We start from the raw sequence: 23,917 nt of genomic DNA on the forward strand, positions 1-23,917 counted from the left end.
TCCTAGGGCTTTTTGGGTCATCATCTATTCAAGTGAAAAGTAGTTTATCTAGACTGGGCATTCGTCAAATAAACCTATCTCGACAGGGTCATTTGCTCTCCGATTCTTCCTGTTTACCTATCAAACATTGGATTCCTTTGCATCCCAACCCAAACATTACTTTTTTCTATCTGAGATGCAATGGCAAACAACCAATTTTCCTTTCCTTTTGGTGCCATAAGCTGGACGCCAATTGGAAGTCCGGCTTCCGTTACATGCACTGGTACGGACATAGCTGGTTGCCCTGTTAAGTTCGCCAATTGGGTAAAAGGTGTATAAGTTAAACTAGGTAAAAACATATCGTAAACGAGACGCTGCTGTTCTTCCTTTGTTTCCTTGGCAATATGTACTAATCGTACTTTCATATCCTCATTTATTTCCAAATCCCCTAATTCAGGTGCAACATTAGCATTCGTAGGCGTAACAAAAAAATCATACTCCTTATGGAAATCTGCCATTTTGGCACTAGCCGCATCCCACTCCGCCAGGCTACGGGTAAACTCCGAAGCTGTTACATATTTCCCGGATTGATATAATGCCCATGTAATCAGCTCCACATCATTTGTTGTGACTTCTCTACCTAACGCATGTTCCATCGATTCTAGCATGGCTGCAATTTCTCCATTATTCATGAGATAATAGTTATGCATTAATCGAATTCCATCCACTTCATTATCTCGTTCTTCCACAAAATGACCCTCTTTTTCTAACCAATTCACCAGCTTCTGAACCGCTCTTTGTGCTTCGAAGCTGACTGGTGTACCAACTGGAGACTTCACTGAAAAAGCAATTCTATATTTCCGATTCGGTCTCTTCATGGTTTCTTCTAAATAGCTCCCTTCAAAAAGGGGGGTTTGAAATGCCGCTTCTGGCTGAACGATTTGCATCCAGTCAAGCAAGGCAGCACTATCTCGAACAGTCCGTGACACCGCAAAATCAATGGAAGCTCCTTGCCATTGTCGACCAATTCCTGGTCCAACTGGCGTCCGTCCACGAGTAGGTTTTAAACCGAATAAACCTGTGAAGGATGCCGGAATTCTAATCGATCCACCTCCATCACTAGCACCCGCTAACGGAACCATGCCCGAAGCGACAGCTGCTGCAGCTCCACCACTTGAACCACCGGCATAATGGCTCGTGTTCCACGGGTTTTTCGTTGCACCATACAAATCTGGATCCGTTATATTCTTCAGGCCGAATTCAGGTGTATTCGTTTGGCCAATGATAGAAAAGCCCGCTTCTCGAATTCTGGACACAAAATTAGAATCTCTTTTAGCAACGTTATCCTTTAAAAGCTTCGCTCCAGCTGTTAATTTTTCTCCTTCGATAGCTTGAGATATATCCTTTAATAAAATGGGAACTCCAGAGAAGGGACCATGCATCTTCCCTATTTCATCAAGTGCTTTCTCTTTTCTCGTTCTAATTACTGCTTGAAGGCTAGGGTTTACTGCTTCTATACGTGTAAAAGCAGCATCGATTAACTCTTTTGATGAGACTTCCTTTTTTTGAATTAATTCAGCTAATCCTAATGCGTCGTATTGTATATAGGATTTTACATCCATTCGTATCAATCCTTTTATAAAAAAATATAGTTTCACTTATTATTCTAAAATAATTCCCTATTCAAAGCTAATACCTTGGTTTCACACTTTATTAACTCGTGCATATCCTAAAAGTGAAAGTTTTTTTGAAAAAGTTGTTACAAATTTGTGAACAGTATGTTATTATTTATGTAAGCACTTACATAAATAAGAGTAAAGTCATCTTGTAGAGGAGAATGGACATGGTTTTAATGGTATTTTTACTAGCCTACCTAATTCTATTTAGCGTTACACCGATCTTCTTATGGTTACGTAACAAAAAAGTGATGGCTGATTCAAGTCCCTTTCATGATTGGCGCTTGGCTTGCGTATGTGAAAGCGACTACTTCTGGAATTGGTCCAAATGAAACGTATCTTTGGATTTTATTCTATGGTCACCTTGTGGTCGGACATATCTCTGGAGTTATGTTAATTGTAGGAAGCAAAATGGTGGATAGAAGAGTAGGAACAATGTCCCGCTCTGCAGAAGCTTAACTCTTCATGAACTGTAAGAGCTGCAGTAACCCTGTGTTATGGTTGTGTATCCCCAAACTATAAATGTACACTTGCTGGCGAATCTATCGCCAGCCTTTTTTTTGTTAAAGCATCCTGGTTTGTTTTATAAAGTGGGTAATTCGCTTCGTTTGTTGAAATAATAGTTCATCTGCTTGCTCCATACATTCTTCTAAGCTCATTGGACGGTCCGTGATGGAAAAGCAACCGATAAATAAATCATGTAATTGTTCAGATCCTTTTCCTAAGCTACCGGATAAAAGAATGGCTGGTACATGATGTTTTTTGGCTATCTGGGCAACATAGCTTGGTGCTTTCCCATTCAACGTTTGGTTATCGCTCTGCCCTTCCCCTGTAATCACAAGATCCGCATCAGCTATTTCTTCTTCTAAACCGATCGTAGTTCCAATCTGTTTTGCCCCTGACTCTAACACTGCTCCTAAAGCTAAAAATGCAAATCCTAGTCCGCCGGCCGCACCAGCTCCCGGCTGATTCTGAAAAGATTGATTAAGCCTTCCTTCGACGCTGAACGCGTAATTTTTTAATGCTCTATCCAATTGAGCAATTTGTGTCACCGTTGCTCCTTTTTGTGGACCATAAATAGCAGTCGCACCATTCTCTCCACAAAGTGGGTTATCGACATCACAAGCAATCTGAAAATGCACATCTTGGAGTCTCTTATCTAGTTGCTCAAAGGAAACTTGACGTATCTCATATAAATCCTTTCCATACGGTCCTGTCTGTTTCGATGCTTCATCCCAACTCTTCATCCCTAAGGCCTGAAGCATACCTAGACCGCCATCATTCGTTGCGCTCCCTCCTAATCCAACGACAAAGGAGGTGCACCCTTTATCCAAAGCGTTCATAATCACTTGCCCAATCCCAAAAGTAGTTGTCATCTCTGGATTTCGCTGTTCTAATGGGACTTGTACTAACCCTGCAATATTTGCCGTTTCAATCACAGCGGTATTGTTGTTTACAATTGCATAGTAAGCATCCACCTCACGCCCCAAAGGACCTTTGCAGCGGAGATTGACTTTCTTACCTTCTATCGCTGTCAACAATGTATCTAGTGTACCTTCCCCACCGTCCGCCATCGGTTTGATTATCGTTTGTATCGTTTGGTCGATATCTAAAATCCCTCGTTGAATCGTATGTGCCGCTTTCACAGCTGTTAAGCTTCCTTTAAACGAGTCAGGTGCAATGACAATTTTCATCGTAATTTCCCCTTTCTTCTCAAACTCCCACATATTGGAGAAAAATCTTCACCCCTACAAAAACGGATTGTACAAAAAACAACATCCCCCAGATTACCGCCGGGATCCAAGTTACTCTTTGAAGAATCGTAGCATCCCCTGCTTCTCTTGGACTGGTCATACTTTTGAAAAAAATAAATGCAGCACTTGTGATAGATTCAAGTAGGACAATCGAGCATAAGATTATACTGCCATGTAACAGTGCCTCATCTAACTCATAATAAAATAATACGTAAAGAAGACCAGCAAAACTAATCGACCAAAGGAGTCCAAATACATTTCTAATCCATAGGATTGTCGTTCCTACCACTAGGGTGAGGAAAAATAACATAACAAGCTGATAGTTTCCTTGTTTCAACAAGTAAAACAGCGCAAAAGCTGTTAAAGACGGTCCGGTATATCCAGCATAAGTGGACAAGATTCCACTAAAGCGAGTGGAAGATTGGACTAAGGCGGTTCCGGATGTATCAGGATGGAGTTTAATCGAATGCCCTCTCCCACCTGTCATTTTCGCTACCAAAACATGTGAACATTCATGTATGAGCGTATTCAATAGTCGTAGATTTGGTCCAACAACCGGAACTTTCATGAAAACATAAGCTAACAATATATAAAAAATAAATTCCATAGGGCCTCCGTTTGTTTTTTCTATACATGATGACCACAATTGAAAAGGACTAATCAAAAAAAACTGTGCTAGAGTAGCCTAACACAGCTTTTACTTATGTTGTAGATTCTCTTATGATTAACTCATGCTCTAACATGACACTGTTCACTTCTTTTCCTTGTAACCGATCAATTAGCATGTTTACAGCTGTACAGCCCATCGTGTACATCGGCTGAGACACAGTAGTCAAGGTAGGATACGTCATATTAGAAAAACTTATTTTATCAAATCCGACAATTGCTAAATCATCAGGAACTTTTAATCCTTTAGAATGAATCTCTTTCAAAGCTCCAATTGCCAAAACATCCGATACCGCAAATACGGCGGTCGGCTTTTCCTCTAACTCTAGCAAATGTGCCATTGCTTTTTGACCATCCTCAAAATCTACTTCTTCCGTATGGTAAATCCACTTATCTTCAATGGGCAGGTTACTTTCAGCAAGTGCTCTTTCAAAGCCTTGTCTGCGTTCTCTAGCATACAAGAACTTTTCATCCGAGTTAATAAGAGCAATTCGTTTATGTCCTACGTCAATTAAATGTTTAACGGCATGGTATGCTGCTTCTTCATTATTGATTGTTACATATGGAATATATCCATGCTCATCGTATTCACTGCATTGAACAATCGGATAGGTTTCTGCCAGTTCAAATAATCGCTCTTTGTTAACCGTTGGGTCCATAGAGATAACACCATCGGCCATTCTGTTTTTGACTAGATTAAAATAAATCGATTCTCGCTCCGGATTGGAATCGGTGTCACAGAGTAAAATATTGTAATTTTGACTGATAGCTGTGTCTTCAATGCCGTTTATAATTTCCGCATAAAAAGGATTAGAGATACTTGGTATAAGTACTAATATGAGTCGACTTTCAGACGTTCGAAGATTTCTACCTAGTAGACTCGGTTCGTAATTAAGCTCTTTAATAGCTTGCTCGACTTTTTCTTTCGTTTTGTCAGAAACGATAGCTTGTTTATTTAAAACGCGTGATACTGTGGCAACGGATACCCCAGCTTTTTTGGCAACCTCTTGAATGTTTGCCACGGAATCACCTCTATCCACATGTAATCGTTTTCATAAATATCATATTATGGAAAGAAATATTTGTCAATGCTAGATCACATCTACGTTTTGGTGATTTTAGTTATCTTTCAGGCAGCACTGCCTGGAATAAAAGAACAATAGCTGTGATGATATGCATGACCATTCCTACAAAAGGAATTCCACCGATTAATGATGTGATAATCCCTAATACACTCCCAAACGTGGAACCCCCATCTCTTTTTGTGAACAGAAGCGTGATAATATGAAAAACGAGCATGAACCCTAGTGGAGTCCACAAATTCCCTAGTATAATCGCTGCACCTAGAAATGGAATCCCTAAAACTGCTTCACATAACCCTGTAGCAAACTTTAGTATTCTTGAAATTGACATTCTTTCACCACCACTTTTCCATAGTTTAACATAATCTGATGAAATAAGTTAGACCAGAAAAAAATCGGGCGATGCACCCGATTTTAGTCCTCGATATATCCACCGTTCTCTTCAATAATAGCTAAAGCGCGGTTCGAGTCTTCTTCCGCTACTTCGAACAATACTTTATATGGAGTATGATCTGTTTCGTCATCCCCCGAGTTAAGTAATTCTCTTAGTGTATCTAATATCCCTGTGTGACTCTCGGGAACTTCCTCAACTGTAAGATTATCAACCTTTAATGTTTGTAGCTTCGTTTGAACATCCACTGCATCATTTTCGTTTTGGAAATAAGCAGATAGCTTGTCCATTCTTAACACCTCCTCGTGTTTCTACATGTACTATTGCCGAATTTTGTAATTTTAAACGTTACGTTTTTATTTCATTATTTGCAGAAAAAATACAGATTGAAGATACTTTTATTTTTCGATGAGATACTTTTACTTTTTTATGTACACTTTCATTTTGCCTGAGAATACTTTCAATATTTTATAATTTACTTTCAAAACTACTCCATTTACTTTCATTTCAACAACAACAATCCCACTGCACCAAATGCAGTGGGATTTCGAGGTTTATTCGATTGTATTATCCTCCATTAGCTTTGCAATTTGCTCTGGCTGTAATACCTGTTTAAATAGTCGAACCTCATCAATAGCTCCGCTCATCTGTAAAGCTTGTGGATCCCATGGCGCACCACCGATGATGAGCGACTGGTCATTGCTTAGGATTGGGTTAGAACCAGCTGCAATATTTGTTACTTCTGCTCCATTTATATAAGCAATCAATCGCTCCCCTTGCTTCCAGGTCAATGTCAAATGGACCCATTCTCCAGAAGGAACGGTTCCTTCTTTAAAGGAAAGTTTGGCACCGCCTTCTGCCCATATTTCTGGATACATACCACCGCTTACACCTAATAGATACCCATCACCAATTGACGTCTTGCCGATGATTTTTTGGTCTTCCTTCGCATCGTCTAATTTTACCCAAGTTGCAATAGAAAGCTCATCTCCCCCATTCAAAAATTCAGAGCTGGGAACCTCAATCCATCCTCCGTCTAACTGTAACGCATTGCCAAACTTCCCTTCCACAACGTGTGAGCTTCCATTTATCGTACCATCATTCTTATAAGGAGACTGGTCACTCGCATCCTCTCCCTCAAAATTCATGGAAAGTACAGGCTCGTTTTCATGTAGTACTTTTAATGTACCAACCAAGTCGTTCACGTTTATCTCATGAATCCCTAATGGTAAATCAGATACAGAAAAGCTTACTGTTTTGCTTTCTTCTGGTGCTACCGTAACTATTTTGACTTCTTGCTGCTCCCCATTGATAGATAGCACCACTTCTTTTTCTCCTTCTGACATTCCTACGTTCTGAATATCTACAGAGATAGTGGCGTCTTGTCCCGGTTCAATCGTTGGCGTATTTAACGTACTTAGTTCAAAAATGGGTACTTGCTCCACCTCATCCCGATATTTCCATCTCCCTTTCCCAGGTATAGAATCCTTGTCCGCGCGATCTATATATCCCTTTAATGCCGTAAATTCCGCAATGAGCATAGAACGCACATCGTCAGACAAATGTCTGGAATGTCTAAGCCATTTCATTGTAGCTTCTATCTGTTTAGAAGCAATGGAATAACGGTCTTTTTCCAATAGATAGTTCATCACTTTAAGCTTAGACTCTAACATAAGGTGCTCATGCCAAGAAATGTCCTTTGACTCCCGCAGGTTTTCAACCGTTTCTTCTACCTGATCCAGCTTTTTCGTCACATCTCCATAGCCAAGAAATTCTACTTCTACTAACGTGATTTGATCGGCACCTTGATTTTCCTTAAATTGAACTCGGTAGTATTGGTAATCACCAGGATTATCGATTGTAAACGGTTGGGTAAAATTTCTCCACTTGAACGAGGCATCTTCTTCTCGATCCAAAAGTGTCCAATGCTTGCCGTCATTCGAGCCAATCACTTCCCAGCTTTTCGGATCCTCTTCCTTCGTTTCACCAGAAGTGAGGGTGTACATCATGGCCCGCTTTTCATTCGAGTCGAATTTATACTGGACCCAAGCTTTATCTGCCACAAGAGAAAGCTTCGTGGCAGACGTATTATCAAACCAAGCTTTCGCTACTCCTTGGTCACTATGATAAGCCTTACCTTTTCCGTCATTTGTAAAATCAGACAACGGGTCTAGTTGTATTGACGTACCATCCGTAGCCGCTTCTGTAATAGATGTCGGTAATGCATCTTCAGAAGTTCCCCATTTGGAAGGCTTCGCTCCCATGTCAAAATCCAATGTCGCTCCATTCGCCAATAGCTTATGAGGGATGGATGTCTTATTATATCTCTTTCCATTGACTTTAAGGCTTTGTATATATTTATTTTCTTTGCTGACATCCGGTGCGTTAATCACGATATCTTTGCCATTTTCTAAGTGAATCGTCATCTTTTCGAAATGCGGTGCTCCGATTGCATAGTTCGGAGATCCCATTTGCAGCGGATAGAAGCCTGCCGCACTAAATATATACCATGCAGACATTTCACCGTTGTCTTCATCTCCTGCATAGCCTTGTCCAATTTCACTCCCCAGATAAAGTCGTGACATAATTTCACTAATCTTCTCTTGTGTTTTCCACGGTTGACCAGTGTAATTGTACATATAAGCAATGTGATGGGATGGTTGATTACTATGACCGTACATGCCCATCCGTACGTCTCTGGCTTCTCTCATCTCATGGATAACCCCACCGTAATGTCCTGGATGTAAAGCTGTTTCCGGAGTAGAAAAAAACTCATCCAGCTTCTCTGCTAATGCTTTACGATTCCCATACAGATTAGCTAAACCTTGGCCATCTTGCGGGACATGAAAAAGCCATGTTCCAAGCGTTTGTTTCCGTGTAGTCTCCTCCCCATTCTCGAGGATCAAACTCTTCTGCAGAGGTTCTCCATGTACCATCAGCATTTTTTCCAATAAAGAATTCTGCCTCTGGTTGGAACATGTTCACATAGTTTTGTGCTCGATTTAAATAGTAGTTATAATCTGTTTCATATCTCGTTTTTTCTTCTCCTCTGCTTTTTTCCGCTAATGCTTTCGCAATATTGGAAATGGCAAAATCATTAATATATCCATCTAATGCCCAAGACATGCCTTCACCAGTAGATGTACTTGTATAGCCGTCAAATATAGACGTCGTCAATCCCTTTCGACCGACACTTGCGTCATCACTCGCCACTGCTCCATTTTTTAGAGCGGATTCGTAAAAAGCATCGACGTCAAAATTTGTTACTCCTTTTAGATAAGCATCTGCAAAAGCGACGTCCGAGCTTGTCCCTACCATTAGGTTCGCGTAACCTGGGGGAGGACCAACGTGAAATCCATCCACCATCCTTGTACTGCTGAACGAACCCATCAATCATTTCACCTGCTTGGGTTGGTGTAAGAAGCGTATAAGCCGGCCAAGTGGTGCGATACGTATCCCAGAATCCGTTGTTCACATACGGCTTACCGTTCACAATCTTGGCACCCGTTTCTGTTGCTGTATTCTCGCCAGTTGCTGGGGAGAATGGACTTGCATATTTGTACACTGGATTGTCCTCTGTACCTGTGTTTTCGTAAGCGATGTTTGGGTACAGGAATAGACGATACATATTCGAGTAAAGAGTGGTTAGCTCATCCTTAGATGCACCTTCTACCTCTATAATGCTCAGTTTGTCATTCCACTCTTTTTTCGCTTCCTTTTTCACTTGGTCGAACGTCTTGTTTTTTGGAATGTCTTGCTCGAGGTTCTTTTTCGCTTGTTCGACACTAATAAGCGATGTTGCGATGTTCATCGTTACCGTTTTGCTTTCTGCTTCAAAGCCCATATAACCAGAAACATTGTTTCTTCCTTCTCCCGTTAACATCGAGCTTTCCGTTACAGGTGCATCAAACGTTGCGTAAACGAACATTCTCGTTGCACCTGCAGATAGTCCACTACGAACATCTGTATAACCGGTTAACGCTTGTTCTTCAGGATTTAACGTTAAACCACCATTGTTATTTACATTATCAAAAATAAGCTTGTTGTCTTCTCCAGTAAAATGAAACTTAAACATAGCTGCCCGATTCGTTGGGGCAATTTCTGTCTGGATTCCATTATCAAACGTCACGCTATAATAATATGGTTTAGCAATCTCGTTCGAATGATCAAAAGATAACGCCCGTTCATTTCGGTCTGCAGAGGGCTTTCCTGATACTTGAGACGGCATGATTTGGAAAGTTTGACGATCTCCCATCCACGGACTCGTCTCATGACTTAACGAAAATGCTTCTAGCTCCGGTTTATTTTGATTGTTATTGGACTGCTGATAGGAATAAAGCCAGCTTGTTGAGCCTGCATCCGTGACAGGTGTCCAGAAATTAAACCCATGCGGCACAGCAATGGCCGGGAAGTTATTTCCTCTTGAAAAGGAGCCATTCGAATTTGTCCCACGTAGAATATTCACATAATCTACCGGACTAGCAGGTGCTTCTTCTGAAGGATTCCCGTCAATCTTAATATCATCGATACTTCCTCGGAACACCCCAGGTCCTTTTGGATTATCATACGCCACTAGTATTCTATCAATCGTTTTTCCTTTCGCTACTTGTCCAATATTGGAAACCTTATAATTCCATTGATTCATATAAAGGGTTTTGGAATTCCCTTGAGCCTGAGGACTAAGTTCGACTCCGTGCTGATCCAAGGCTCCTAGCTCACTCAAGTACGTACCATCGGTAAATGCCAAATCAATCGACACATACGTACCGGAATAATCGAGCTGATCTTGGTCTGCAAACTCAGGATGAATCAAATAGGAAAGCTGTGTTTTGCCTGTTACATCTACGTTTACATCATAGATTTTGTTATAGGAATATCCACGTTCTTTACTTGTCTGCTGTCCTTGATAGAATAGCGCCTTCGTGCCTGTCCAGCCTACATTCGTTTTTGCAGTGTAGCTACTAGTTGGACCGTCTCCAATATTCGTTTTCATGTTCGATGGTTCTGGAGGTGGCGCGTCTATTCCGTTAGATAATGCAATCTCGCCTAATTGAGTTAAACCAGCTCCAGCATTTTTAGTTATCTCTAGTCGATAATATTGGAAGCTTTGATCATTACTAAATTCATAGAGTTTTCTCTCATATCGATCGCCGAAGGACTGATTCATTTGTGCATCAAGCTTTGTCCACTCCTCTTGATTATTAGATCCGTATAGCTCCCAAGCTTGCGGATCTCTTTGAGGAGCATCGTTTGCTGAGGTAAGTGCGTATTTTACAATATTCACTTCATGTTCAAAGGAAAATTCGATTCTGGCTGTAGGTTCAAAGGCTAGCCACTTCGTTTGAGGATTACGGTCTACTAGATTCGTAGCAATTTCATTTGGTGGATTTTCAGCACTTGCTGAAATATTCTCTACTTGATGGGTAATGTCTCCTTGAATTCCATCGTAAGGAACATTCCCATTTACTCCACTTTCCATTGCATTTCCTTCCGCATCTAGCTCTACTTCATTTTCCCAGGTAAGAGGTGTATCGCTGCTTTCAAACGAAGTAGAAAAGGAAATATTGGAATCTTCTTTCGCAGAAATCGAAATGGTTTGCATCGGTATAAGGGATATGGGCAAAAGCAAACAAAGCATCGTAGACATTCGTCTTGTAAAAGTCTTCGTTTTCATTGTTTCCCTCCTATTTTTTAATGAACGACGCTTACAAATTCACCTCCAGTTTTCAAATTATTGAAATCGCTTTCAATTTAGTTTGAAGTATAAAAGAAGAAACTTCTTAAAACAATTATAAAAAGTCAAAACAGGAAGAAAGTTGGATTCTGTTTTTAGGAAAATAATTCGTTTATACTACAATTTCGACAGGTTTAGCTATAAAAAAATTAGTCAAGAAATAGCCTAGGAATACGTTCAAAAAATTACGAGATACTTACAAATGGAATACCGTACTTTTGTTCAAATCAAACAATCACTCCATAATAAAAGACGCAAGCTTGAAATACCAAGGGACCTGCGCCAGTATAAAAGATTCGGTTAGTTTGTGTAAATTTATTTAACTGTATATATTCGCACACTCTTATTTTTCAAACAAGACTTGAAAATCTTTCACATAAACTGCATTTCCAGTAATCTGAACATCAAATGTTTCACTATTTTCAGGAACATGTACTCCCACCCGACCCTCTTTTTCCTTTTCATGTCCTTGTTCAACTATAAGATTCTGAGGCTCCTTAATACTATTTTTAATGTATTTTGCATAAAATGCCCCCTCACCCCTGAAGCAGTGCCAGTTACTGCATCTTCAATAGTACCTGAATAAGGTGAAGAAAAGTGTCGAGCGTGCATATCAGCTTTTGAGTCATATGTTTCCAGACAAAAAGGATGAATAGATGATTTAGGCATTTCCTTTAAAAGGTTAGGGAATCGTTTATTATTGGGTAGCATTTATTGAAAAGTATCAAGTTGTTTTATCGGTATTAGCAAATTCCAAGTACCTGTACTTCCATAAAGAATAGGCAAATCAGCATGAAGATCTGATTCCTTTATTCCTATTGAACTTGCCAATTCTTCTTTAGAACCTCTGAATTCCTTAAATTGGGGAGAAGCCTGTTTCATCATTATACATATTTCACTATTAACAGATGCATTAATTTTAATCGGTAGAATACCAGCATTTGTTTCAACTGTTATCTCCTTTTTATCTCCCAATAACCCTTTACTTTTTAAATCAAAAACAGTTGCCATTGTGGCATGACCACATAAATTCATTTCATGACCTGGGAGTGAAAAAACGTATTCTAAGGTCAGCTACATTTGACGTAACCGGAAAAGCCGTCTCATTAAAACCGACTTGTAGGCAATTTCTTGCATTTCTATATCTGTCAATTCATCACCATTTAACACTACACCCGCAGGATTTCCTTTGTGAGGTTCTTTACTAAAAGCTTCATAATGATAAACCGTTATCGACTTCATTCTCGTTCCCCCTATCGAATTAATTAGTTTGCATCATATTACTATTTCGTTTTAATTTCTTGATTAAAAACAAACCTATCTATATAAAATAAGCGTTTCTACTTGTTATAGAAACGCCTCCTTTATCATCTCATTGTTCCACTTACCTGTTTTATAGTGAAAAATCGTATCTGCTTTATCAGATTCGCCACCCGTTCGTTATCAGTCTTTCTTATTGCATGTAATGAATAATAGTCTTTATAAAGTGTGGTTGTTCCAAATTATACTCCGTTAGCTTAAGAGTTTTTCTACCCTCTCTTTGACTTCAAGGGGCAAAGGTTGTCTGAGTGCTTCAATAAGTAGTTGTGGATATGTTACACCATTAACTTCTAGATACTTTTCAATAAGCAAGGCCTTTTCTTGCTTGTTTGGAATTAACCAATATAAGATATACCAATCTTCAAGAGAACATAATGGAATATCAACTCCATTTATTTTTTTGTGAGCTACAATGGATTCCTGTTGAAAAGATATTTTGTAAATCCCTTCGTCATGTTGTATTGCAAGTCCTCCCATGACATCAATATCTATATCATTAATGCTATATTTAGAGAAATAGATTGTACGAAAAGGGTTAGAACTCAATGCTTCTTTTGGTTTACCTATGGATGACATGATTTCATTTATCTTGGCGGCATTTGCTTCATCTACCAAAATATCTATATCGTTTGGTTTATCAATTATTTTATAAAAACTAAGTAAAAGTGAACCACCAACTCCCCAAGTTATATTACGGTCACTTAATCTGTTGGCGATAAAAGATAATGTTTTTAGCAAATCAATTCTCCTAACCTATTATTAGGTAACGTCTCTACCATTATAGCAAGAGAAAATGTTTATTGAAGTATTCTGCCCTTTTACTTCAACAAAAAAGGTACCAGCCCTTCATTGACCAGCACCTTTCATTGCTCCACATTAGCACCATTCACTTTAAGTGTAGTCATTCACACTCTGTAATTTAATCTGGTTTTATTCCAATTCATTTATGGCTGTTTTTAATTTAGTACTAGTTTCCTCGTTTCCCTCTACAAAGAATGCTAAAATATTTTTCTTAGTGAATGTTTTATGAATTTCCAATTCCATTGTTGCAGTTTTTTCTTCAAAATCATTCATTCCCTTTTCTCGTGCTTCAACAGTTGGAAAGACATAGGTAGATAGTGTCCTACCATCTATGAAATATGCTTTTGGTGACACACTGTTTAGTTCTTGGATAAAAGCATTTCCACTTGGTAAATTTGCTTCTTCTAATTCTAATCCTTGTTCTGTTATTGCAGTTTCTACCTCTTCTAAAGTTATATCAAGGGTTTTATCTATAGATGGTTCTTCTTCGGCACCTTGTTGACTACAAGCTACAAGAGTTGAAATGACTAGTAAACAGATTATAATTTTCTTCAGCATATGACTACCTCCTGTCCCAAAAGACGAAATTTATTACTTTTTGTTTCTATCATATTAAATAATCCCGTCCTATAACGATATAAAGGCTGTATCTCTTGTTCAAGCACCCGTTAGCGTAAGTGCAAAATCTCTCACAAACTTTAGGTTAGAAATTTGTTAAGCTAATTCCTTTAACCATCCTTCGAACCATTCAATGGGCAATTTTACTTTAGTAAAATCTAAATGCTGTAGCTCTTTAAGCGAGAAGGTATTAGCTAAAAATAAATCCTACTGTGAAAATATCCCATATCCCTTAGTACGACGTATATAATTTCATCACCTAGTTCACCCAACTTCATATAATACTTATCACACCAATCACAAATCTGTTGATGAGAATATTGATTTGTTTTATTTATCACACTCTTTAACAAATCAATAAGGTTTTCCTTACTGAACGACCAATTGATTTCAATAGGACAAGCTACCTTTATATTGGTTTCTTCCCACCAGTTACACCTCGGCCTAAAAAGATAATTTATATCTGATTTAATTTGAATGGATTCTCCCTCTTCTTGTTTTTGCCCTGTTCGTTAAAGATTATCAAAGTTTTTTTTCTTCAAAAATTGCACCCTTTAGTTGAAAGTACATTATTTCACAAATTTTACATTTTAATAGACGGATACACTAAATAACTCGAACTAATATATTCTTCAAGAGGTATGTTTTTAATACACCTTAAATTAGTGGTTATGTTCCACATTTATAACGACATTTCCCCTCTTGTGTCCTTTCTCGACGTATCTATGAGCTTCCACAATCTCATCCAACGAATAGTATCTGTCAATGACTACTTTTAACTTTCCCATCTCAACAAGTTTTTTAAGGAAGTTTAATGCTTCTGAAGTTTCAGGTGAATTCCGGCTCAATAATAGTTTCTTAGTACTGGTCAATTTAGTCCATAGCATTTGAACGCTAGGTAGTGGTTCAGTAACATTTATATAGGTACCGTTGTCCTTTAATAATTTTTTACACTCTGAAAAACTACTCTTGTTTACCGCTTCAAAGAAGACATCATATGTTTCGTCTGTATTAGAAAAATCGTCTGCTGTATAATCAATCACTTTGTCAGCTCCCAGAGATTTTACTAATTCCAAATTCGTTGTACTGCAAACCCCTGTAACGTATGCACCGAGATATTTGGCAAGCTGGACTGCATAACTTCCTACACTCCCTGAAGCACCATAAACTAAAACCGATTGACCGCTCTTTATACCTGCTTTTCTAAGAAAATGCAATGCTGTTCGGGCTCCAATAGGAATGGCAGCAGCTTCTCCATAAGTTATATTGGAAGGCTTAATAGCTACAGGTCCATCTTCCTCCAAACACTTATATTCTGCGTAAGCTCCAAACCCAGTCAAGGATGCTGCAAAAACTTGGTCTCCTTGCTTAAACCTTTTTACATTTTTCCCCACAAATTCCACTTCTCCAGCTAACTCCATTCCTAATATCTCTTTTTTTGGTTGTCTCAAACCAAGTGTTATACGAGCAGGAAGCCAAAAAGCAGGAGGAACCGTAAAACTCCGTGACCGAATATCTGCTACTGTTACGGTTGTGGCTTTTACTTTAACTAAGATTTCATTATCTTTTGGAATAGGTTTATCAACCTGTTTCAATTCAAGCACATCGGGGGGACCGTATCTTGTGTACACAATGGCCTTCATTCTTCCACCTCAAATTTGTTTTATTTCTTAATTAATACGAATAAATAGACCAATAGTAAAACTGTTCTTAAATTATCCTACTCTTTACTTAAAGAAATAGCATTACCATTCTTGCGGGAATGCACCCGTTAATGAATACATCATTATGGCCGCTTGCGGATAGCCCATTCGGCCACGGTAAGGTTGATAACCCAGCCCGCACCCATTAATAGCGCTCCACTGAGCTCACTCGGTGGGCCAATGATCAATTCCCCGGCCAAATGGGTCAGGACCTGGGTACCAGCACCAAGCCCGATTGCATAGCCTCTAATCATCCATGCACGGTGCCGAATCACGTCCCCTCGCAGGATCGTGGCAAAGCCGAGGAGGATGGACACAACCATGGCGGACCCAAACAGAAGTCGTAATGCATAAAGGAGCTCACCAGCGCCATCCGGGCTGGGATAGAACAGGGTCATCCACAGCCCTGAAAGACCAACCAACAGTCCGCATGGAACCAGGAGCCGCCCGGCCGCCCGATGCCAGCCGGGCCTGCGCCGCCGGAAACCGGTTGCGAGCTGGAACGTGCCCAGGATGGTATATACGCTAGCGCTCAAGATATGCAACACCACCGGCAGGGGTGACTCAAAGAATCGCGCGTTGGCCGACGTGATTTCCGCACCGCCTGCTAACTCGGTTAGACGGAAGGCCCCTGCGGCCAGCGGAACGGCGCTCAGCACGAGCAGTGCAGTAATGAGCCTCTTTGATGAAACTGCTTTTGCCGGTGCTTTAGTTTTCTGAGGCTTAGGTTTACCTATATCACTCTGCTGAGGCACATCAGGGGCTTGATCTTCATCGTAGACATCCGTTTTCATAATTATGCTCCTTGAACTGATTTACGATGCGCTGTATGCGTTTCATGGCGCGCTCCGAAGATACAGGGGCCGGGTAAGGGTTACAAGGCTTTCTCTCGCCGTTCAGACCAGAGCGCATATCCCCACCAAGCCAACCTGCCTCTTTCACTTGCCTGGCATAGATCCCAGCAATGCTGATCAGGCCGTAGAAAGACATGGCGATGGTCAAGTAATGGATAATTGCCCATGCGCATGTAGTTACTGACGAAAGATTTTTAGGTGGATGGATCGGCTGAATGACTATGAAAAGGATCCCTGCCACCATAGTTGCTAAACCTGCCCAATGGATGAGATTCGAGGCTGTTATCTTCATTTTGCTCTCCAATCTGGCTTCAGAGAAAAAGTTGCGGTACCAACCACTGTAGAGACAAGAATTGATTGCATTTTTATCGCCCTCTTTTTATAAAAGGTAAAGCAAAAACAATCATAGTTCTTACTGCCTTGTGTTATCCCCATAAAAGAATACCCCTTCCAAAGGTAAGTTAAAGGCGTTAGCAATACGAAAAGCCAGTTCTAGAGATGGGGAGTAGTTTCCCTTTTCTAGAGCCACGATAGTTTGTCTTGTTACGCCTACCTTGTCAGCCAATTGCTGCTGGGTCATTTCATCATGATTGAAGCGTAATTTTCTGATATGATTGCCAACAAGATTTTTGCCCATATTATACTCCTTTCCGATAGTGATAAAGTTTCGTGACGGAACCGGTCACATCTGAGATAAATCCGGAGATGATCAGGATCACGAACATCACCTGTAACGGCTGTTCAATCACCAGCGATCCCATTGCAAGAAGAAAACCAAGAACAAACACAAAGAAAGAATTTCGGAATGATCTCAGTTCAATGATTTTATCCATTTCATCTGCAAAGGATGGTTCCTTTTCTCCCGTCGTTATTCGGAAGACGATGTTGAAAGCAATGCTGTTCACGATATGCGCAACAATGGAAACCAACGTCAAGATGAGAACGAAGGAACCCCAAAAACGAAAAGTTTCCGTCGACTCCTGCACACCATCGGGATACTGCGGATACATATATGCACAATAAGCTCCAAAAATAATGATTGTGCTGATCAGTGATACAATGCTCTTCTTTTCTTGATAGATCATAGTTTACACCTCCTGTATATCCCATTTTACATAAAGTAAATTACTATATACATAATGTAAAATAAACTATACAAAAAGTCAAGTTAAGCTTACTCTAAGTAGGCCGGACGCAGCCTAATAGGCTAATCTGCCGGCCTTCATAGGGACGCAACTGGTCAGGGGTTAAATAGCTTTCTTGCTTGCACTATCCTCAAATCTTTTAGTGCTTTTTCCATTTTTGATATTTTACACACTTAAACGTATAAAATCTAAAGCCACTAACCTGCCCTTTAACACGATGAGGGCTGAATCCTTGTTCAATATTCTAAGAAATATTTAATTATCAACCTTAATTAAAAATTCTTCTAAAATTTGCGAATAAATCTCTGATTGCTCTGTATGAACTAAGTGAGATGCGAATGGAATAATAGAAACGTGCACACCATCTTTTATTGAAGTGTAAAATAGTGTACCTTTCGTTTCAGCTTTATCACCTTCATCAACTATGTACAAAATAGGAGATGTAATACCATCTAAATTTCTTGTTTCGTTAAATGGATACCAATTTTCATCCTTTCCAATTTCAAGAGATTGTTTCCAATTAGACCTATGTAAACTGTTATAGTAATCATTCACTTTTTCATTTTTCATCAGTTGAGCTTGGCGTTCAACATCATGTTTATGTCTGACAGACCAATTATTTGGTCTGTCAGACATAACACCAGATATCGTTATACTTTTAACTTTGTTAGGAAACCTTTTTGCTGAAAATATCCCAGCTAAACAATATGTGCGGAATCCACTTCTAAGTTAATAAGAGTATCTACTATATCTTTCGCTGAACCTTTATAAAAATTGGTAAGGTCTTCCTCAACTGATTTTCCGTGACCACGTAAATCAGGAAGAATAACTTTATATTTTTCTTTAAAATACTCCCTTTGATATTCAAAATCAGTTAAACCAGTTTGTAATCCAGTATGTAAAAATGCAATTGGTTCGCCAGCACCAAACACTTCAGTATGCAAAATCAATTTAACCCCCTTCTCAAAGAAAGTATCACCGTTATTAAACATTGCTGCCCGTTAGTTTAAGTGAAAATAATCACAGTTTAATGAATCTAAATAAATTTATTCTAGTAACCAGTTTATTTCCTCTTGGTAGTGTTTGACTAATCGCTCTTTCACTTTCTCTCTAACACGTTCAATTTCGTTCCATTTACTTTCAAACTAGTAACCCCATCCCTAACCTAGGCATATGCTGAAGCAGAGGTGTTCATCATGAGAGGACTTAGACAACTCTCCACATTTATTTTGTACTTTCTATTTTTTATAATCGGGTTTGCGATCTTTGTGATATGGATGATTTTTGTGATGCCTTTGTTGGGAGTGACCGCAACGCTAGTTTTCCTTGCCATTGCTGCCATTGCTTATCTCATAAATATGTGTATGCAAATGTAAACGCCCAGGCTGAGTGAACTGCACCCCAATTGTTAGACACTCAACAATTGGAGGTGCAGTTTTTTATGGCTAAATTTACTCAAGAAAATAAATTAAATGCAGTTCAAAGATATTTAGAAGGTAATGAGAGTTATCATTCTATTGGAGAATCACTGGGGACGTCTTCAAGTGTGATAATGAACTGGGTGGCACAATATAATCTTCATGGTTTAGAGGGATTATTAAAGAAATCCTATGCAAGTTATTCAGAACAGTTTAAACTAAAAGTGCTTAACTATATGATTGAGCATGGGACGTCACCTAATGAAACAGCCGCGATTTTTAAAATCTCCTCTCCAGGTATGATTAGAAAATGGAGGATCCTTTATGAAAAAGGAGGAGTAGACGCCCTTAAACCGAAGAAAAAGGGGCGTACACTCATGAAAAAAGAAAATAAGAGAGATACACAAAAACAAGTACCAACTGATAATTCTATTGAAGCTCTCAAAGCTGAAGTAAAACAGCTACGAATGGAGAATGAGTATCTAAAAAAGTTGAACACCTTAGTTCAAAACAAGGAAAAATCACCAAACAAGACAAAGCGAAAATAGTCTATGAACTAAGGAATGACTTCTCGGTGAAAGCACTTATAACGTTGGCAGATGTACCACGTAGTACGTACTACTACTTCGTTAAACAATTAGATCGTCCAGATAAAGATGCAGAACTAAAAACTTATAAAAGAAATTTATTATGAACACAAAGGACGATATGGTTATCGTCGTATTCGAGATGAGCTTGTGAACCGTGGGTACAAAGTTAATCATAAAAAAGTTCAACGAATCATGAAGGGATTAGGTTTGAAAAGTATGGTTCGTATGAAGAAATATCGTTCTTATAAAGGGAAAGTAGGTAAGACAGCACCAAACATATTGGACCGTAACTTCAAGGCAGAAAAGCCAAATGAAAAATGGGTAACAGATATTACTGAGTTTAAATTATTTGGGGAGAAACTCTACCTATCTCCTATTCTTGATTTATTTAATGGTGAAATTATTACTTACACGATTGGTTCAAGACCTACATACTCACTTGTTTCAAACATGTTAGAGAAGTCTTTTGAACGATTAACAGATAAAGATAAGTTAATTCTTCACTCAGATCAAGGATGGCATTACCAAATGAGGCAGTATCGCCACGCCTTAAAGGAGCAAGGGATAACACAAAGTATGTCACGTAAGGGAAACTGTTATGACAACGCAGTGATAGAGAATTTCTTTGGAATTATGAAATCTGAATTTCTATACCTCAATGAATTTGATAGCATTGATCATTTTAAACAAGAACTTGAAGAATACATGAATTACTATAACAACAAACGTATTAAGACAAAATTAAAAGGCAAGAGTCCAGTACAATTCCGAACTCTTGCCCAACAAGCTGCTTAATAAAATTATCTGTCTAACTTTTTGGGGTCACTTCAGAGCTGGGCGTTTCTCATATTTCCTCCATCGTCGGAATTGAAGGCTGGGCTCCTTCCTTCATGATGACCTTTCTAGACACCTTAGTCGCTAAATGCATAGTATCAAGAACGGATAAACCAGTTAATAGTCCTGTCGCTAGCCCTGCGTTGTAAGCATCTCCAGCTCCTGTTGTGTCCACTGGTTGCATAGGTTCACTATGTACCAAGTCGTGAGAATCCTGCGTTACATGAATAGAACCTTTGGCGCCGAGGGTTGTAATCACATGCTCCACCCCTAGTGAAATTACCTGATGTGATGCTTGGATGGCATCATCGATGGATTCCACTTTTTCCCTACTGATGGTTGCTAATTCATGTTCATTTGGTGTCAGATAATGCACCATTTTTAGCAACTTTGGTGATAGAACTTGAGCAGGCGCAGGATTTAAGATAACTGTTTTTCCTTTTGAATAGGCAAGCTCTACCGCTTTTTCCACTACAGAAAGAGGGACCTCTAACTGTGTCAATAAGATATCGCACGAATCAAAAAGCGCTTCCTGCTTCGTTATATCTTCAACAGAAAGTGTATGATTGGCTCCCGGTACAAGAACAATGGAATTTTCTCCACATCATGGCTAACTTGAATAATTGCTGTTCCGGTTTTGTCAGATTGTTTAATCCCTTTCGTTTCGATTCCCTTATCCTGAAAATGCTCAAGAGTTGCTCTACCGAAATCATCATCTCCAACCGCCCCAATGAAAGAGACATTTGCTCCTAATTGAGCAGCGGCAACAGCCTGGTTTGCTCCTTTACCACCAAAGAAGCGTTCATACCCACTGCTATGAATCGTTTCACCTGGACGCACGATTCGATCGACAGATAAAACCAAATCCATATTAATACTTCCAACAACTAATATGTTCAAATTATCACCTCGATTCTATTCGAAGATGCTTCCAAAGCTCCTCTTTTGTTAGCACGGAACCCTCTACCCCTAAGTCTTTAGCAAGGCTAGCATAAAAGGGGGGTTTTAACCTACTTCTTTCCATAATAATTGCATCCGAGAAGATGGATTGAATATCTCCATCCGCTATCTTTTCTCCCTGTGCCATTGCAATTACACGGTTAAAATGGCGCACGACAAACTCCATATCATGCGTAATCGTAATTACAGTTTTACCCTTGTTTTGGAGCTCATCTAAAATAAAACCGATTTGCTGTAGTCCAACCGCATCCTGTCCTGCTGTGGGTTCATCCATCACAATGATATCAGGATTCATCGCAAGAACCGAAGCAATTGTTACGAATTTCCGAGTCGAATAAGGCAGGTCATATGGGTTTTCCATCATAATCTCTTTTATCCCCGTCAAATTGGCAGCATAGCGAACATGCTCTTGAATTTCCTTGTCATTCCATCCTAGGTTGCGTGGACCGAAGGCAATTTCGGATTGAACCTCACTGTGAAAAATCTGATCATCTGGATTCTGGAATACATATCCAACCTTTCTCGACAGCGTAGCAGTGGTATAATCTTTCGTATTCCAATCCTGTATAAATACATTACCCCCAGTGGGCTTTACCAAGCCATTCATTAGCTTTACGGCAGTTGTTTTCCCAGCTCCATTTTGTCCAATCATTGCTACGCGTTCTCCCTCCTCTATTGACAAGTCGAAGGAGCGTAGTGCCACAGTTCCATCTGGATAAGAAAAATGGACATTTTCCATTCGAATTTGTTTCATTATCCCATCCCATCCTTCCTAGTCATCTCCACAAGCTCTGCCAATAGAGCTTGTTTCGTACGTGGAAACCTAGTAAGTGCTACGCCTCTTTTTTGCAAGTCAAAATAGACGTCCGCAACGGAGGGTACTGCTATATTCAAGGACAAATACTCTGGATTAGAAAAAACGGCTTCGGTCTCTCCTTCCATAACTACCTTGCCATCTTTCATTACTAAAATGTGATCCGCACACTCCAGTATGAAATCCATCTTGTGTTCAACGAGGATGATTGTTTTGCCGATTTCTTTCAGCATTGTAATGATTTCAAAGATATCCTCAGTCCCTTGTGGATCTAATTGAGAAGTTGGCTCATCCATTATAAGAATATCTGGATCCATTACGATAATCGAAGCTAATGCAACTCGTTGCCTTTGGCCACCGGACAGTTCAAATGGATTTTTATCTCGGAGATGATCTATCTTTACCTGTTTTAAGACATGGTTTACGGATGGAACAATTTTTTCTTCTGAAATTCCGAGATTCTCTAATCCGAAAGCTATTTCTTCAAAGACGGTTTCCTTTACGCCAGAAACTTGAATGAAAGGGTTTTGAAACATGTACCCGACCTTTGGTGCCAAATCTCCAAGCTCCATTTCTAACATGGAAGCTCCTTCAAGCAAAATTTGACCATTTACTTCCCCTTTATAGAAGTGTGGAACAAAGCCTCTTAGCAGGTGACATAACGTAGTTTTTCCAGATCCGTTATTCCCAATAACCCCATACAGTTTTCCCTTTTCTAGCTTTACAGAAATGTCTTGTAGAACCGGTGAATCACTCGTCGGATATCGATAGGAAATGTTATTCAGCTCATACATGATAGTCATCCAAGCACCCTCCCTATAAGTAAACCAACTAGAATTACGACAAATGCGATTGGAAGCACGTGATCTAGAGGTCCTTTTGATAGTTTATACAAGCTCGTTTTTTTGTTTTTCGTTAGAAAGGCTCTAGACTCTAATGTAATAGCACGCTCTTCTGTACTAGCAATAGACGACAGAATGAGAGGTGTTAATATCGGAATAAATGCTTTTGCCCTTACCCACACATTCCCTTCGGTTTCGACTCCTCTTGCCCTTTGTGCATCCATGATAACTCTTGATTGCTTGCGCATTTCTGGAATAATTTGCAGCGTCGATAAAACAACGTACGCTCCCATAGGAGGGAGTCCAATATCTTCTAAAGCCTTGACGAAATCTCTTACGGCAGTAATCTTGAAAAATAGGATAAAGGCAGAACCTATCGCTAGTATTCTAGTTGCCATAATTAGACCATAGTGTATCCCTTCCGCTTTCATTGATAAGAACCCAAGCTTCCATATGACTTGGTTACCTGGATAAAAGAAGGCTTGCATGAGAAAGAGAACAATGAGCAAAAAGCCTAATGCGAGCAGAACATTTTGAAGAAACGCTTTTTGGACACCTGCCCATAAGGCAAGGATAAGACAAATCCCGAACATGGCCATTGCGTACCAATAGGAAGATACGATAAAAACAGAGATGGTTATACTTAAACTAAAATAAAATTTTGTTAATGGATGTAAGGATAATATCCAGTTGTGCTGCAACATTTCTCCCCCCTCTAAGAAAGTGATTATTTTCA

At 39.5% G+C, this 23,917-nt stretch carries 25 protein-coding genes and 2 pseudogenes; 3 read left to right on the forward strand and 24 right to left on the reverse strand.

The features are described from left to right. Nucleotides 1-113 precede the first annotated feature (113 nt). Nucleotides 114-1,601: an amidase gene (locus FN924_RS14910; RefSeq protein WP_143895827.1), complete on the reverse strand. Its 1,488-nt coding sequence runs from the start codon at nt 1,599-1,601 to the stop codon at nt 114-116. A 230-nt stretch (nt 1,602-1,831) separates the two neighbouring features. Between FN924_RS14910 and FN924_RS19900 the strand changes: the two genes are divergently transcribed. Further along, nucleotides 1,832-1,987 (forward strand): spore morphogenesis/germination protein YwcE, encoded by a 156-nt coding sequence (locus FN924_RS19900; protein WP_407692023.1) that lies wholly within the window; start codon nt 1,832-1,834, stop codon nt 1,985-1,987. After that, on the forward strand, nt 1,929-2,114 hold the full coding sequence (locus tag FN924_RS14915; protein ID WP_143895829.1) for a hypothetical protein: 186 nt from the start codon (nt 1,929-1,931) through the stop codon (nt 2,112-2,114). The genes FN924_RS19900 and FN924_RS14915 overlap by 59 nt, the downstream gene beginning before the upstream one ends. A gap of 104 nt (nt 2,115-2,218) precedes the next feature. Here the strand turns inward: FN924_RS14915 and FN924_RS14920 are convergent, their stop codons facing one another. From FN924_RS14920 to FN924_RS19420, 18 genes and pseudogenes are all read right to left on the reverse strand, one after another. Beyond that, a complete protein-coding gene (locus FN924_RS14920) occupies nt 2,219-3,349 on the reverse strand; it encodes a glycerate kinase (protein WP_143895831.1) in 1,131 nt (376 codons plus the stop codon). A 19-nt stretch (nt 3,350-3,368) separates the two neighbouring features. After that, nucleotides 3,369-4,016 (reverse strand): M50 family metallopeptidase, encoded by a 648-nt coding sequence (locus tag FN924_RS14925; protein ID WP_143895833.1) that lies wholly within the window; start codon nt 4,014-4,016, stop codon nt 3,369-3,371. Between the two features lie 94 nt (nt 4,017-4,110). Continuing rightward, nucleotides 4,111-5,097: a LacI family DNA-binding transcriptional regulator gene (locus tag FN924_RS14930; RefSeq protein WP_143895835.1), complete on the reverse strand. Its 987-nt coding sequence runs from the start codon at nt 5,095-5,097 to the stop codon at nt 4,111-4,113. Between the two features lie 100 nt (nt 5,098-5,197). Then, nucleotides 5,198-5,488 carry a hypothetical protein gene (locus FN924_RS14935; RefSeq protein ID WP_143895837.1) on the reverse strand — a complete coding sequence of 97 codons (291 nt, stop codon included), beginning with the start codon at nt 5,486-5,488 and terminating at the stop codon, nt 5,198-5,200. Between the two features lie 83 nt (nt 5,489-5,571). Next, on the reverse strand, nt 5,572-5,838 hold the full coding sequence (locus FN924_RS14940; RefSeq protein WP_143895839.1) for a hypothetical protein: 267 nt from the start codon (nt 5,836-5,838) through the stop codon (nt 5,572-5,574). Between the two features lie 264 nt (nt 5,839-6,102). Beyond that, a complete protein-coding gene (locus FN924_RS19590) occupies nt 6,103-8,454 on the reverse strand; it encodes a glycoside hydrolase domain-containing protein (RefSeq protein WP_267129021.1) in 2,352 nt (783 codons plus the stop codon). Next, nucleotides 8,363-8,866, reverse strand: a complete 504-nt coding sequence (locus FN924_RS19595) for a glycoside hydrolase domain-containing protein (protein WP_267128997.1) — start codon at nt 8,864-8,866, stop codon at nt 8,363-8,365. The genes FN924_RS19590 and FN924_RS19595 overlap by 92 nt, the downstream gene beginning before the upstream one ends. After that, a complete protein-coding gene (locus FN924_RS19600) occupies nt 8,802-11,222 on the reverse strand; it encodes a glycoside hydrolase domain-containing protein (protein WP_267128998.1) in 2,421 nt (806 codons plus the stop codon). Before FN924_RS19600 ends, FN924_RS19595 begins: the two co-directional genes overlap by 65 nt. 537 nt (nt 11,223-11,759) lie before the next feature. Continuing rightward, nucleotides 11,760-12,524: pseudogene (locus tag FN924_RS14955) on the reverse strand (PhzF family phenazine biosynthesis isomerase). Nucleotides 12,525-12,794: 270 nt separating this feature from the next. Continuing rightward, a complete protein-coding gene (locus tag FN924_RS14960) occupies nt 12,795-13,340 on the reverse strand; it encodes a nucleotidyltransferase domain-containing protein (protein WP_228409469.1) in 546 nt (181 codons plus the stop codon). A gap of 192 nt (nt 13,341-13,532) precedes the next feature. Further along, on the reverse strand, nt 13,533-13,961 hold the full coding sequence (locus FN924_RS14965; RefSeq protein WP_143895843.1) for a hypothetical protein: 429 nt from the start codon (nt 13,959-13,961) through the stop codon (nt 13,533-13,535). Between the two features lie 722 nt (nt 13,962-14,683). Then, a complete protein-coding gene (locus FN924_RS14970; RefSeq protein WP_143895845.1) occupies nt 14,684-15,664 on the reverse strand; it encodes an NAD(P)-dependent alcohol dehydrogenase in 981 nt (326 codons plus the stop codon). A 143-nt stretch (nt 15,665-15,807) separates the two neighbouring features. Beyond that, complete coding sequence (locus tag FN924_RS14975; RefSeq protein ID WP_143895847.1) at nt 15,808-16,518, reverse strand: DUF2306 domain-containing protein; 711 nt, start codon at nt 16,516-16,518, stop codon at nt 15,808-15,810. Then, nucleotides 16,496-16,870, reverse strand: coding sequence for a hypothetical protein (locus tag FN924_RS14980; protein WP_143895849.1), 375 nt, complete (start codon nt 16,868-16,870; stop codon nt 16,496-16,498). Before FN924_RS14980 ends, FN924_RS14975 begins: the two co-directional genes overlap by 23 nt. A 120-nt stretch (nt 16,871-16,990) precedes the next feature. Continuing rightward, the gene (locus FN924_RS14985; protein WP_143895851.1) at nt 16,991-17,215 is read right to left on the reverse strand and encodes a helix-turn-helix transcriptional regulator; all 225 of its coding nucleotides are present in this window, start codon (nt 17,213-17,215) and stop codon (nt 16,991-16,993) included. Between the two features lies 1 nt (nt 17,216). Then, on the reverse strand, nt 17,217-17,663 hold the full coding sequence (locus tag FN924_RS14990) for a hypothetical protein (RefSeq protein WP_143895853.1): 447 nt from the start codon (nt 17,661-17,663) through the stop codon (nt 17,217-17,219). A gap of 315 nt (nt 17,664-17,978) precedes the next feature. Next, the gene (locus FN924_RS19415) at nt 17,979-18,359 is read right to left on the reverse strand and encodes an alpha/beta fold hydrolase (protein ID WP_228409470.1); all 381 of its coding nucleotides are present in this window, start codon (nt 18,357-18,359) and stop codon (nt 17,979-17,981) included. 62 nt (nt 18,360-18,421) lie between these two features. After that, entirely contained in the window at nt 18,422-18,667 is a 246-nt protein-coding gene (locus FN924_RS19420) for an alpha/beta fold hydrolase (RefSeq protein ID WP_228409471.1), read from the reverse strand. Between the two features lie 497 nt (nt 18,668-19,164). Here FN924_RS19420 and FN924_RS15000 point away from each other — a divergent pair. Beyond that, nucleotides 19,165-20,526 (forward strand): annotated as a pseudogene (locus tag FN924_RS15000) (IS3 family transposase). 49 nt (nt 20,527-20,575) lie between these two features. Here the strand turns inward: FN924_RS15000 and FN924_RS19605 are convergent. From FN924_RS19605 to FN924_RS15025, 5 genes are read right to left on the reverse strand one after another with little or no spacing between them, the layout of a single operon-like run. Then, a complete protein-coding gene (locus FN924_RS19605) occupies nt 20,576-21,154 on the reverse strand; it encodes a PfkB family carbohydrate kinase (protein ID WP_143895855.1) in 579 nt (192 codons plus the stop codon). After that, entirely contained in the window at nt 21,106-21,465 is a 360-nt protein-coding gene (locus FN924_RS19610; protein ID WP_143895857.1) for a PfkB family carbohydrate kinase, read from the reverse strand. Before FN924_RS19610 ends, FN924_RS19605 begins: the two co-directional genes overlap by 49 nt. A gap of 4 nt (nt 21,466-21,469) precedes the next feature. Beyond that, a complete protein-coding gene (locus tag FN924_RS15015; protein ID WP_143895859.1) occupies nt 21,470-22,279 on the reverse strand; it encodes an energy-coupling factor ABC transporter ATP-binding protein in 810 nt (269 codons plus the stop codon). Then, nucleotides 22,279-23,142, reverse strand: coding sequence for an energy-coupling factor ABC transporter ATP-binding protein (locus FN924_RS15020; RefSeq protein ID WP_143895861.1), 864 nt, complete (start codon nt 23,140-23,142; stop codon nt 22,279-22,281). The genes FN924_RS15015 and FN924_RS15020 overlap by 1 nt, the downstream gene beginning before the upstream one ends. After that, nucleotides 23,139-23,885, reverse strand: a complete 747-nt coding sequence (locus FN924_RS15025) for an energy-coupling factor transporter transmembrane component T family protein (protein ID WP_143897243.1) — start codon at nt 23,883-23,885, stop codon at nt 23,139-23,141. The genes FN924_RS15020 and FN924_RS15025 overlap by 4 nt, the downstream gene beginning before the upstream one ends. Between the last annotated feature and the right edge of the window lie 32 nt (nt 23,886-23,917).

The sequence above is a fragment of the Radiobacillus deserti genome, from assembly GCF_007301515.1.
In the GTDB taxonomy this organism is placed as follows: domain Bacteria; phylum Bacillota; class Bacilli; order Bacillales; family Amphibacillaceae; genus Radiobacillus; species Radiobacillus deserti.